13 protein-coding genes and 1 riboswitch are annotated in these 12,944 nt (G+C 35.4%); of the genes, 10 read left to right on the top strand and 3 right to left on the bottom strand.

All coding sequences use genetic code 11. The features are described from left to right. Positions 1-61: 61 nt before the first annotated feature. On the top strand, positions 62-262 hold the full coding sequence (locus tag MKY26_RS07990) for a cold-shock protein (RefSeq protein WP_095372953.1): 201 nt from the start codon (positions 62-64) through the stop codon (positions 260-262). Between the two features lie 140 nt (positions 263-402). Here MKY26_RS07990 and MKY26_RS07985 read toward each other — a convergent pair whose 3' ends face one another. Then, positions 403-1,221 carry a GNAT family N-acetyltransferase gene (locus MKY26_RS07985; RefSeq protein ID WP_341095053.1) on the bottom strand — a complete coding sequence of 273 codons (819 nt, stop codon included), beginning with the start codon at positions 1,219-1,221 and terminating at the stop codon, positions 403-405. 131 nt (positions 1,222-1,352) lie between these two features. Here MKY26_RS07985 and MKY26_RS07980 point away from each other — a divergent pair, with 131 nt between their 5' ends. Continuing rightward, positions 1,353-1,748, top strand: coding sequence for a cytosolic protein (locus tag MKY26_RS07980; RefSeq protein WP_095372955.1), 396 nt, complete (start codon positions 1,353-1,355; stop codon positions 1,746-1,748). A 41-nt stretch (positions 1,749-1,789) separates the two neighbouring features. On the opposite strand, the gene MKY26_RS07975 is transcribed toward MKY26_RS07980, so the two are convergent. Beyond that, entirely contained in the window at positions 1,790-2,083 is a 294-nt protein-coding gene (locus MKY26_RS07975) for a DUF6509 family protein (protein ID WP_095372956.1), read from the bottom strand. A gap of 267 nt (positions 2,084-2,350) precedes the next feature. Between MKY26_RS07975 and MKY26_RS07970 the strand changes: the two genes are divergently transcribed. Beyond that, positions 2,351-2,554 (top strand): cold-inducible protein YdjO-related protein, encoded by a 204-nt coding sequence (locus MKY26_RS07970; protein ID WP_095372957.1) that lies wholly within the window; start codon positions 2,351-2,353, stop codon positions 2,552-2,554. A 224-nt stretch (positions 2,555-2,778) separates the two neighbouring features. Beyond that, positions 2,779-4,206: an alanine/glycine:cation symporter family protein gene (locus tag MKY26_RS07965; RefSeq protein ID WP_341095038.1), complete on the top strand. Its 1,428-nt coding sequence runs from the start codon at positions 2,779-2,781 to the stop codon at positions 4,204-4,206. A 237-nt stretch (positions 4,207-4,443) separates the two neighbouring features. On the opposite strand, the gene MKY26_RS07960 is transcribed toward MKY26_RS07965, so the two are convergent. Further along, positions 4,444-4,881, bottom strand: a complete 438-nt coding sequence (locus tag MKY26_RS07960) for an Rrf2 family transcriptional regulator (RefSeq protein ID WP_095372959.1) — start codon at positions 4,879-4,881, stop codon at positions 4,444-4,446. Positions 4,882-5,054: 173 nt separating this feature from the next. On the opposite strand from MKY26_RS07960, the gene hmpA reads away from it, so the two are divergent. The 6 genes from hmpA to MKY26_RS07930 all read left to right on the top strand — a co-directional run bounded on the left by hmpA (position 5,055) and on the right by MKY26_RS07930 (position 12,943). After that, positions 5,055-6,209, top strand: a complete 1,155-nt coding sequence (hmpA, locus tag MKY26_RS07955; RefSeq protein WP_341095029.1) for an NO-inducible flavohemoprotein — start codon at positions 5,055-5,057, stop codon at positions 6,207-6,209. A 263-nt stretch (positions 6,210-6,472) separates the two neighbouring features. After that, complete coding sequence (locus MKY26_RS07950) at positions 6,473-6,655, top strand: H-type small acid-soluble spore protein (protein ID WP_095372961.1); 183 nt, start codon at positions 6,473-6,475, stop codon at positions 6,653-6,655. Positions 6,656-6,798: 143 nt separating this feature from the next. Further along, positions 6,799-7,134: a metal-sensitive transcriptional regulator gene (locus MKY26_RS07945; protein ID WP_095372962.1), complete on the top strand. Its 336-nt coding sequence runs from the start codon at positions 6,799-6,801 to the stop codon at positions 7,132-7,134. A gap of 13 nt (positions 7,135-7,147) precedes the next feature. After that, a complete protein-coding gene (gene copZ / locus MKY26_RS07940; protein ID WP_095372963.1) occupies positions 7,148-7,357 on the top strand; it encodes a copper chaperone CopZ in 210 nt (69 codons plus the stop codon). Positions 7,358-7,440: 83 nt separating this feature from the next. Then, complete coding sequence (locus MKY26_RS07935) at positions 7,441-9,861, top strand: heavy metal translocating P-type ATPase (RefSeq protein ID WP_341095007.1); 2,421 nt, start codon at positions 7,441-7,443, stop codon at positions 9,859-9,861. A 532-nt stretch (positions 9,862-10,393) separates the two neighbouring features. Then, positions 10,394-10,571, top strand: a riboswitch (cobalamin riboswitch). A gap of 164 nt (positions 10,572-10,735) precedes the next feature. Continuing rightward, positions 10,736-12,943, top strand: a complete 2,208-nt coding sequence (locus tag MKY26_RS07930) for a ribonucleoside-diphosphate reductase subunit alpha (RefSeq protein WP_307313745.1) — start codon at positions 10,736-10,738, stop codon at positions 12,941-12,943. Position 12,944: the final 1 nt, after the last annotated feature.

Here is a 12,944-nt window from a genome sequence, read left to right as displayed (position 1 = left end):
ATTAGGAAATGCAGGAGATTATTCCTGTGAGTTTTTCAAATGTTTAGGAGGAAAAGAAAAAATGGCAACAGGTAAAGTAAAATGGTTTAACGCAGAAAAAGGATTTGGCTTCATTGAACAAGAAAGTGGAGATGACGTATTCGTACATTTCTCTGCAATTCAAACAGAAGGCTTTAAAACATTAGATGAAGGACAAGAAGTGTCTTTTGATATAGAAGAGGGGCAACGTGGACCTCAAGCTGTAAATGTGACAAAGCTATAATACAAATGTTCAATCAAAGAAAAAAGATCACTTCCATTGGGGAGTGATCTTTTTCTTTGATTCATGGTTATTAGTACTCCACCGCTGTATTTGAAGAGATTTATATAGAAACCCATTCAGATGGAAACGAATGTGATTGCCTATCTATGGTTTTTATTGAAATGATAATAATCCTGACTGCCACACTCTTTAAATCCGCACTTTTTATAAAGCATGAGTGCCCGGTTATTTTGAACTTCAACCTCTAGGTGAATGGAATAATGCCCTTCGTATTGTTCAATGATTAGACGCAATACTTCACTTCCTAACCCTTTACCTTGTTCATCGGGATGAATGGCGAACCCGTATATCCATAAATGATGATTCCTTATTTGAAGACGTATCTTACCGACTCTCTGATTGCCATCGCAAATGACTAGTAATTGATTATCTTGTTTATGTAAGTTGAAATCACCATTGATCGCTTTAGCATCCTCTTCTGAAAGGTTAAAACATAGTTGATCGATTCGGTTGCAGAAATTAGAGTCTGCTAATTCTGCGATTCTGAGATGAATATTTCGCTGCTCTTTTTTTGTCGGTTGGTCTCCTTCATAGACCATTTGATATTCTGTGTAAGCATACGGTTGTTTCCATGCAGACATAACGGTAGTACCCGTATGTGATTGACCTGGTATATTAATTAGTACTTCTTGATAGTGGTTAATCATCGGCAAAGCTTCTGTAAATAATGAAGAGAATATTCCTTTTCTACGATAATTAGGATGAACCATACCACATATTTCAAGTTTTGACCCGAATGGATAAAGTGCAACAAAACCGATAAGTTGACCATCAATAGAGTGCTTGTACAAAGGTGTTTCGGTTTGGGAATTTTCTATCATATCAAAGTTTAATTTAAGAATGATATCATCATGTTGTTCACAAATTTTTTGCAACTGATAGATCTCGTGAATATTCATATTCTTCACACTCCTTTAAGCTATTATATCTGTAAAAATTAAAATGAGAAGTTTCTTTTTTATTACGAAGGTAATAATAGGATAATACAGGTGTTTATGCTATCATCATATAGAGAAAGTGAGGGAGATGTATGCAATCATTTAGAGTACAATTCCATAAAGAAGATCAAGTAGATGAAATGAATGTAAACAAACTATCAGAGGAAGATTTTAATCGAATGACAGAAGGTGGAACAAGACACCTGTTTGAGTTAGATACGAATATTGGCTTTTTTGTTTACTTTGATGGTCTTAATAAGGATGGACAAGAGTCGTATATGGTTCTTCATTATGAAGGCGAAGAAGAAGAGCCAACCGCTTGTTACAGTTTTTCATTGCCGGATTTTTACCAGTTTGTTGCCTTGCATTTAAATGATCTAGAATTTAACGAAGAAGAGCAAGAGGATGAAGAAGTGTATGGTCCAATACATCACCTTGCCCATTTAATGTATCATATCATTGAAGAAGGTAAAGAAGTAGAGGAATAATCATAAAAATGCCTAGGAGCTAACCCTAGGCATTTTATGATTTATTCTTCATTTGCATTGAGATGTTGACTACAGAATTTAGTGATTAATATTTCTTCTTCTTCCTCTAATCCAAATTCCAAAATCTCTTCATTATTATTCTCTTGGAAGTGATAATTAAGTATCTTCATTTCGTCCTCACCTTTATAAAATAACACGCGCAAGCGAATACCTTGTTCTGAATATAATTCATCATCTTCATCAACATCAATATCTAAAAAGAATTCGTACCTCTCTCCAGACAGTATACCAGTTGGATCATTGATCTCTTCCACCGTATAACTAGAAATATGCAAATGTCTTCATCCTTTCTTTAAAGCAATCAGCGTCTCTATTATACACTTTTTCCACTATAATTCATACATAAAGGTTGTTTTTTATAGGACAACATGTTAAAGTGGAAGTTTCCTTGTTTTGACACGGATAAAAAAATGTGCTATACTAATATTTGTTAAGTAAAAAATATCACACACACTTGTTATAAAGGACCATACTGGTTTGGCATAGCGAGTGATTTTTATTTTTTTCGGATGATATGTTCTACCTTTAGGAGGTGCCTGATAATGGCAATGGGATTTGGAAGAAAGAACATGGAAGAAGTGAAGACTGAAGAGATTAAAATTTGGGAATGTTCCTCAGAAACATGTAATGCTTGGGTGAGAGACAACTTTAAAAGTACACCAAAATGCCCAATTTGTGAGAGTGAAATGGTAGCAACAACAAAAGAATTACAAGTAGTTAATAACAATAGTCTTTATAACAAATAATATTCTTCTGTTATTTTTTTGGCTTCCGTTAAGTCAAGGGTAATTGAATGAACAGGATAAGACGAGTGGTTGTTTGATAACCACTCTTTTTTATTTTATTTAAAAACTTTATCAATATAGGTTTATTTATTGTAAGAACGGGTATGTAGATATCTTAAGGGGGTGAAAAGACAGAATTTTTTAATAAATACAGTAAGTATTCATTTATATTAAAGGGGGATTTGATGGAGTTTATTGAAAACATTGTGAATATGAGTAATGAGGTATTATGGGGTTATGTTCTTATCTTTGTGTTAGTGATTGCAGGGCTGTTTTTTAGTATAAGAACAAAGTTTGTTCAAGTCAGGCATATTGGTGAGATGGTTAGGTTACTGTTTGTTAAAGAAACCGTTACAACAGAATCTAAAAAAACTATTTCGCCTTTACAAGCGTTTTTTGTTGGTGCAGGAACGAGAATAGGTACAGGTAATATCGCCGGAGTAGCTATTGCGATGGTATTAGGTGGTCCTGGAGCAATCTTTTGGATGTGGTTAATTGCAGTAATTGGTAGTGCTAGCTCATTTGTCGAAAATACGTTAGCGCAAACTTATAAGGTTAAGTCTAATATAGGCTTCAAAGGCGGTCCAGCATATTATATCAAGAAGCAATTAAAACGTCCTTGGATGGCTGTGTTATTTTCCATTATGATTATCTTATCGTATGGTACGACATTCAACGCTGTACAAAGTAATACGATAGCTGTTGCAATGGAGAACTCATTTGGGATTCAGCCTGTTTATATTGGTATCATTCTTGTTTTCTTAACAGGATTAGTAGTATTTGGAGGAATTAAGCGAATAGCAGATATTTCTTCTTTAATCGTGCCGTTTATGGCTTTTGGTTATATTCTGTTAGCTTTATTCGCAGTTGCTTCAAATATTACTGAGTTACCAGCAATGTTTGCTCTTATTTTTAAAAGTGCATTCGGATTTGAGCAGGCTATTGGTGGAGGGATAGCTGCTGCTATTGTTAATGGCATTAAGCGCGGATTATTCTCCAATGGTGCAGGTATGGGGGGAGATCCGATTGCAGCTGCAACAGCGACTGTATCTCATCCAGTAAAACAAGGCTTTGTTCAGGCTTTAGGGGTATTATTTGATACTTTATTGGTTTGTTCTGCTACTGCTTTTATCATTTTATCCTCCGAAAGCTATGCTTCAGGCTTAACAGGTATCGAATTGACTCAAGCTGCGATGTCGGAACACTTTGGTACAATAGGTGGAATGTTTCTCGGTATTGCTATTTTTTTATTTGCTTTTACTTCTATTATCGGATCATATTATTATGGTGAAGCAAACTTAAATTTCATTCATAAGAGTAAAGTATTTCATCATGCTTATAAGGTAGCTGCATTAGGAATGGTCATGTTTGGTGCAATTGCTAATTTAGAAATTGTTTGGGGAATGGCAGATTTAACAATGGGTATCATGGCGCTTGTCAATTTAACCGCCATTACGATGTTATCGCCTATCGTAGTTAAGCTGTTGAAAAACTATATGCAGCAACGGAAAGCGGGCTTGGAACCACAATTTTATCAAGGGGATATCCCTGGTCTAACAGGAGTAGAAGCTTGGCCTGTCAGAGAAAAGGAGAAAAGAAAGAAAGCAATGTAATCGAAATGAGCGAATCCTAATTTTTAGTGGTTCGCTCATTTTTTGCGTAAGTCAGCTAATGGAGGAGGTGAGCTGAGAATGTATCTCGGATGCAATATGATTGAAATTGCTATCAATGTTAATTTCGCTTCAATTTAGCGTTAGGTTCTCGATTGTAATAAAAATAGCGGACTAAAGTCCGCTATTTTATTATTTCATCTCCCTACTTGGTAGGAAAGAATGCATTGCTATCTAAAATTAACTTTTAAACAAAAAGTCTGCTAATGCCGCTTGATTCTTCGTTAGATCAGCTAATGTATATTGATCTAGTACTTCTAAATACGCTTTTAATGCTTTATTTAATACATGTCTTAGACCACAAACAGGTGAAATGACACAATGATTGTTATTAGTATCAAAGCATTCAACTAAATGAAAATCTTCTTCGGTTTTTCTGACCACTTCACCAATATTAATTTCTTTAGGTGACATCGCTAAACGAATGCCGCCATTTCTTCCTCTTATCGTCTCAACATATTGATTTTTCCCTAATTGATAGATGACTTTCATCAGATGATTCTTAGAGATTTGATATGTGTCTGCAATTTCTTTAATATTTGTAAGCTGGTCTTTTTCAATTGTTGCTAAATATATGAGAACTCTTAATGAATAATCCGTGTAGTTGGTAAGACGCATTATGAATCACACCTTTTTTCTATTAATAGTTCTATTATACATATTGCTTGTTATGGAACCAATTGTGACAACTTTTTAAAAGATGTATTTAAAATATTGCTTTAAATTTGGAAACGGTATATTTTAAAGATGTATTTAAAATATTGCTTTAAAATTGAAGGGTGGAGATATTAATGTTAAAACAAGAGACGATTAAAATCATCAAATCAACCATACCCGTATTAGAAATTCATGGAACCGCTATCACCACGCATTTTTATAAACGATTATTTGCTGAACATCCTGAACTACTTAACATTTTCAATCATGCTAATCAAGAGAAGGGAAGACAGCCTAAAGCACTCGCTAATGTATTATTTCAAGCAGCTAACCATATTGAACATTTAGAAAATTTAGCGCCGGCAGTTGCTACAATTGCTCATAAGCATCGAAGCTTAGGGGTTAAGAAGGAGCACTACCCAATCGTCGGGGAACATCTATTAGCAGCGATAAAAGAAGTTCTAGGTGATGCAGCAACAGAAGACATTATTACGGCATGGGCAGAGGCTTATGGAGTGATTGCCGCTATCTTTATTTCCACAGAAGAAGAGCTATACAATGCATCAGCATGGGCTGGATTTAAATCTTTTAAAGTAGTAAATAAGGTACCTGAAAGTGATCTTATCACTTCTTTTTATATTGAGCCAAATGATGGTATTACTTTACCAACCCACCAACCTGGCCAGTATGTAACGATTCGGGTAAATATAGCTGGCGAAAAATACGACCATAACCGTCAATATAGCTTATCAGGAAAACCATCAGAAAAGACGTATCGTATATCTGTTAAAAGAGAAGAACATGGTAAAGTCTCTAACTGGTTACATGACCATGTGCAAATAGGAGACAGTTTGGATGTTAGTGCACCAGCTGGTGAATTTGTATTATCATCCCAAGCAGAGACACCAGTGGTATTCATCAGTGGTGGTGTTGGAACCACACCATTATTGAGTATGCTTCATTCATTAGAAGGGACAAAGCGAGAAGTAAGTTTCCTTCATAGTTGTAAGAACAAAAACTTACATGCGTTTGGAGATGAAGTGAGGCCGTTGATAGCAGGAATTGAAAATGGGCGTTTCCTAGTAAAATATAGTGATGACGAGGGCAGATTAGATAGTGAGGATTTAATGCAACATATTAGTGAGGAAGCAGAGTACTATCTATGTGGTCCTATCAATTTTATGGAAAATATGAAGGAACAATTATTGATGTTAGGTGTGGAAAATTCGCATATTCATCTTGAACTGTTTGGTCCAGCCGTTCCTCTAAAAGAAAAGATCAATATGTAAAAGAAGAGCTTTTGAAATATTTCAGTAGAAAAGAGATGAAAACTCATCTCTTTTCTGTTTATTCAATTTTGCCTTTTCCCTTTCAACTTACACGATATAAATGAATAAATTAAAATCAATCCATTGTTAAGACCTTTCATCTCTTAGTAACCTTAATTGTATATTGTCGAGAAGTCCTTCATCAACAAATGAGTTCCTTTCGAAATGTATAAAAAGGCTAAAATGTTAAAGAATATATTTATCAATTATGAGAGGTGAATCATATGGAAACAAAGAGGATAAAACAAATACTTTCATCATCGAGTGATGTAGAAGTTCAATACAATGGAACTTCTGTATGGATAGATAAGTTACATGAAGATGATAAAACAGTTACTGTTCATTTAAGAGGAATTCCTTTAGAAGAAAGAACAGAAGTAGATATTTCAGACCTTAATGAAGTGTAATTACAATTCAACATGTTAGAGTGTAGGTAGATACTGCTACCTACCTTTTTATTTATAGTGGAGAAATGAACCATATTTAAAATTTCTTTCACTTTACATAGGGTACCGGGGTATAATATAATATGTGTAAGGGAGGCGATTCAATGGGATATGAAGAAGATCAGGTAAGAGAAGAAACAATGTGCCTAGAGCATGCAGATAGACGAAGTCATCATTCAGATAAAGTAAAAAAGAATTTAGTCACTCGATTGAATCGTATCGAAGGACAAATTCGAGGTATTAAAGGTCTAATTGAAAAAGATACGTATTGTGATGATGTGATTACACAAATATCCGCAACACAATCTGCCTTAAATAGTGTCGCTAAGATTTTACTTGAAGGTCATTTAAAAGGGTGTGTCATTGATCGGATAAATGAAGGTGACGAAGAAGTGTTAGATGAATTTCTTATTACAATTCAAAAATTAATGAAAAAATAGGAGGATTTTAAACATGGAAAACGTAATTTTACATGTAGAAGGAATGTCTTGTGGTCACTGTGTGAAAGCGGTGGAAAGTAGTGTTGGTGAACTTAAAGGAGTAGACACGGTTAAAGTAGATTTAAATAGAAAAGAAGTCAAAGTTGCTTTTGATGCTTCATCTGTAAAGCTTGATCAAATTAAAGAAACAATTGATGATCAAGGTTATGAAGTTAAATCTTAATCGTGCAGCTTTGCACGATTTATTTTAAATGTTTATATAGGGTAGTAGGGTATAGTATTTAAAGAAAGGTGTGGTAGGAGCATATGTCTAATCAAGACGATTCTCACCAAAAAATTCATTTGCCAATTACGGGAATGACTTGTGCTGCCTGTTCTGCGCGAATCGAAAAAGGGTTAAGTAAAATGGATGGTGTAAACGAAGCGAATGTGAATCTCACTTCTGAAATAGCAACCATTTCCTATAACCCTCAAATAGTAGGAGAACATGCATTTCAGCAGAAGATTAAAGATCTAGGCTACGAAGTTGTTTTAGAGAAAGCTGAGTTTGATATTTCAGGAATGACTTGTGCTGCTTGTTCTGCGCGAATCGAAAAAGTTTTAAATAAACAGTCCGGTATTGCGCAGGCAAACGTGAACTTAGCTTTAGAAACAGGTACTGTAGAATACAATCCTGAACAGGTTTCAGTTGAAGAAATTATTGCAAAGGTAGATAAGATTGGGTATAGCGCTTCGCTAAAAACAACAGCCAGTGCAAATGATGTGAGGGAACAGCATATTAAAAAGCAGCAAAAGAAATTTATCGCTGCTGCTATCCTTTCTCTACCATTACTTTGGACGATGGTTGGGCATTTTGAATTCACTTCATTCATTTTTCTACCAGATTTTTTAATGAACCCTTGGATACAGTTAATTTTGGCGACACCTGTACAATTTATTATCGGTTGGCAATTTTATACTGGTGCATATAAATCATTGAAATCTGGTAGCGCGAATATGGATGTACTTGTTGTATTAGGTACTTCTGCAGCTTACTTTTATAGTTTGTTTCTAACATTACAATCGATGAATGCAACACATGGTCGTCATGTTGAGCTCTATTATGAAACGAGTGCGATTATTATTACCCTTATTTTGTTAGGGAAATTATTTGAAGCACGTGCAAAAGGAAGATCATCAGAAGCAATAAAAAAATTAATGAATTTAAAGGCTAAAAAAGCCGTTGTATTAAAAGAAGGGAAGGAAACCATTGTCCCTGTTGAGCAAGTAATGCAAGGCGATATGGTTATCATTAAGCCTGGTGACAGAATTCCTGTAGATGCAGTAATCATTGAAGGGCATTCAGCAGTTGACGAATCAATGTTAACAGGAGAAAGCGTGCCAGTTGATAAGAAAGCTGGTGATGAAGTAATAGGAGCAACTGTAAACAAAAATGGCCATTTAACAGTTGAAGCAACAAAGGTTGGAAAAGATTCAGCGCTTGCGCAAATTATTAAAGTAGTCGAGCAAGCACAAGGGTCAAAAGCACCTATTCAGCGGTTAGCCGATAAGATTTCGGGCATCTTTGTTCCCATTGTGGTAGCTATTGCCCTTGTTACCTTCTGTATATGGTTTCTTTTCTTGCAACCGGGTGATGTAGCTAGTGCGTTAGAAAAAATGATTGCTGTACTCGTCATTGCTTGTCCTTGTGCACTAGGATTAGCGACGCCTACTTCAATTATGGCAGGGTCTGGCCGTTCAGCCGAGATGGGTGTTTTATTTAAAGGTGGAGAGCATCTCGAGATGACACATGAAATTACAACTGTTGTGGTTGATAAAACAGGTACTGTTACAAATGGTCAGCCTGTATTAACCGATATCATAGTCGAGCCTGGAACAAATGAGGCCCATTTCCTTTCCATTGTTGCTGCGAGTGAGAAGTCATCTGAACACCCTCTTGCTGAAGCCATTGTGAAAGGGTTAGAGGAGAGAAATATAGAAAAAGTAAAAAGTGAATATTTCGAAGCGCTACCGGGTTATGGTATCTCTGCGAAAGTTACAGGAAAAGATGTACTGATTGGTACAGTTAGATTAATGGTAGAGAATGGGATAGACTCCTCTTGGTTCTCGAAACAAATGAAAGAATTAGAAGGTGAAGGAAAAACAGCTATGCTTGTGGCTATTAACGGTAGAGCAAAAGGCCTCCTTGCTGTAGCTGATACGATAAAAGATTCATCAAACGAAGCGATTCAAAGGCTACATGATATGGGGTTAGAAGTTATTATGATGACTGGAGATAACCAGTTAACCGCACAAGCCATTGCTAAAGAAGTAGGTATATCAAAAGTCATTGCAGAAGTCTTACCAGAAACGAAAGCAGAAGAAGTAAGAAAGCTACAAAGTCAAGGGAAAAAGGTAGCGATGGTAGGAGATGGTATTAACGATGCCCCAGCATTAGCAACTGCCGATATCGGCATGGCTATCGGTACAGGTACAGATATTGCCATGGAAGCAGGAGACATTACACTTATGCGTGGTGATCTAAATAGTATTGCTGATGCAATCATGATGAGTAAAAAAACCATTCGTAATATTAAACAGAATCTTTTTTGGGCGTTTGGCTATAATACAATCGGTATTCCTATTGCAGCTGCAGGTTTCTTAGCACCATGGTTAGCAGGTGCTGCGATGGCGTTTAGCTCTGTGTCCGTTGTATTAAATGCACTTCGTTTGCAACGTGTAAGATAAAAATAACAAGTTCCGTATGAATTTCTAAAAAACATTCTATACAATAAACTGAATGAGAAAAACAAGCTAATTTAAATAGTTAGTTTGTTTTTCTATTTTTATAGAAGACATGAAGAAGATTGGTAAAAAAATTTTGTCCTTTAAGATAAATTATTTTCTTTTAATATGGAATATACCTTTAATTAATTTTTGCCCCACAACTTTAACACCATTGATTTATTTCAACAATTCTATGATTTTTTAATTTATTTACCAAAAAACTATTACTTTTCTGGTTTAAGCATACTCGTTTGAAGGTAAAAAAGTAGAGTTGGTCAGCTTGAACAATTTTTAATGGATTTCAAGACTTTTTTACACAAATAAGAAATGCTATTATTTATTATGGTCTTAAATTTACCGCTAAAAGAACGAAATGTATATTTTAGATTTAGATAAAAGAAATAAATTGTATTCTATGAAATGATGTGATATGATTACTCATACAATCTCAGATACAATATATAGTTATTTTTTTACTTCTTAACAACTACATATAGTAATTGGTTGAAGGAGTCCAAATGGACTTAAAATGGGAATCCGGATAAGCCGGAGCTGTACCCGCAACTGTAAGTGTGACGAAAAGAGGAAACCACTGTTCTTTTGAAAGAATGGGAAGGCTCTTAGTAGATTGATACACAAGCCAGGATACCTGCCTTCTTAATCAAAAGTTTCAATTCTTCGGGGCTTGAGAAGATGAAACGACAGTTGATGAAAAGAGTGTATTGTACACTTGTATTTATACTGTCGTTTGATCCGCTCAAGGTGTAACTGGGGCGGTTTTTTTTATGCCTAAATTTGATAGAAATAGTTTGAAGGAGGAAGGAATTTGAAAACAATGATTGATACGACAGTCAATTTTGAACAATTATATCAACAATTCAACAACTTACCAATTAGTGCGTTAGAAAAGCGTGCAGATCAATTAAATCACTTAGAGTTAGATAGTTTCTACGATCAGTTAATACTAGAATGTCTTTCTTACATAAATGTTAATGAACCTGATTGGACATATGTGGCTGCCCATTTATATTTAAAGAAGATTTATCAACAAGCAGCTGAGAACCGAGGGTACAGTGGTCAGGCTTATGGTGATTTTCATTCTTTAATTCAACAATTAAGTGATATTGATATTTATAGTCCTATTTTATTATCTAGTTATACAAAAGAAGAAATTGATGAATTAGGCAAAGAAATTGTCCCTGAAAGAGATCAGCTCTTTACTTATCTCGGGATCAAAATGCTTACGGATCGTTATGTAGCAAAAGATCGCCAAAAGAGGATTTTTGAATTGCCTCAAGAACGCTGGATGGTTATTGCAATGATTCTTATGCATCAAGAAGAAAAAAATCGGCTGCAATTAGTAAAAGAAGCTTACTGGGCAATGAGTAACTTATTTATGACCGTAGCTACACCAACTTTATCTAATGCAGGTAAGAATTGGGGACAACTATCTAGCTGCTTTATCGAAACAGTTGATGATAGTCTAGATTCAATTTATGACAGTAATACAGACATTGCTGCACTATCTAAAAATGGTGGTGGAATCGGCGTTTATTTAGGTAAGATTCGTAGTAGAGGTAGTATGATTAAAGGGTTCAAAGGCGCTTCATCTGGGGTGCTTCCATGGATGAAACAACTAAATAATACAGCTGTAAGTGTCGATCAACTTGGACAAAGACAAGGGGCAATTAGCGTTTATTTAGACGTTTGGCACAAGGATATCTTCTCTTTCCTTGATGCAAAGTTAAATAATGGTGATGAAAGATTACGTACACATGATTTATTTACCGGTGTATGTCTACCTGATTTATTCATGGAAAAAGTAGAAGAGCGTAGTAACTGGTATTTATTTGACCCACATGAGGTTCGACAAAAAATGGGCTTCTCACTAGAAGATTATTATGATGAAGAAGTTGGTGCAGGTACTTTTAGAATGAAATATCTAGAATGCGTCAATAATGAAGAGCTATCGAAGAAGGAAATTCCTGCTATCGATATTATGAAGTCTATCATGCGTAGTCAATTAGAAACTGGAACACCATTTATGTTCTATCGGGATGAAGTGAACCGTATGAATGCAAACGCACATGCAGGTATGATCTATTGTACAAATCTTTGTACTGAAATCGTTCAAAATCAAAGTGTAACAACAAGAGAAGAAGAGTATACAAAAGATGGTAAAATTGTCATCGAGAAAACACCTGGAGATTTCGTCGTATGTAACCTGTCTTCTATTAACCTTGCCAAAGCAGTGAATGAAGCAGTCATAGAACGATTGATTCCTATTCAAGTAAGAATGCTGGACAATGTAATTGATATTAATAAAATCCCTGTTATCCAAGGGCAGTTAACGAATAAAAAATATCGCGCGATCGGCTTAGGTACTTTCGGCTGGCATCATTTATTAGCTACTAATAAGGTCGTTTGGGAAAGCCCTGAATCATTAGAATTTGCAGACCGACTTTACGAGAAAATTGCTTACTTAACAATTGAAAGTTCTATGAATCTAGCTGAGGAAAAGGGAGCCTACCCCGCATTCAATGGTTCAGATTGGCAAACAGGTGCCTATTTCGAAAAAAGAGATTACCTGAATGCTGATAGCGAACTTGATTGGCAAGGACTAATGGAAAAAGTGAGAGCAAAAGGAATTAGAAACGGCTATTTACAAGCGGTAGCACCAAATGCGTCAACTGCATTAATTGCAGGTAGTACACCGAGTATTGATCCAATCTTCAACAAGCAATACTCAGAGGAGAAAAAAGACTATCGTATTCCTGTAACTGCACCAGACCTAAACGCTCAAACTACGTGGTACTATAAATCTGCTTACCATATCGATCAAAAATGGAGCATTGCTCAAAATGCGAAACGTCAAAAGCATATTGACCAAGCAGTGTCATTTAATCTTTATATTAAAAATACGATTAAAGCAAAAGAATTATTAGATCTTCACGTATCGGCATGGAAAAACAGGCTGAAAACAACGTATTATTTACGTTCTACTTCCACAGATATTGAAGATTGTGAATCATGCTCTAGCTGAT

It is taken from the genome of Cytobacillus sp. FSL R7-0680, from assembly GCF_038009245.1.
Taxonomy (GTDB): domain Bacteria; phylum Bacillota; class Bacilli; order Bacillales; family Cytobacillaceae; genus Cytobacillus; species Cytobacillus kochii.
The sequence above is the reverse complement of the archived record's forward strand: the minus strand, read 5'-3'. Positions and strand labels throughout refer to the sequence as shown.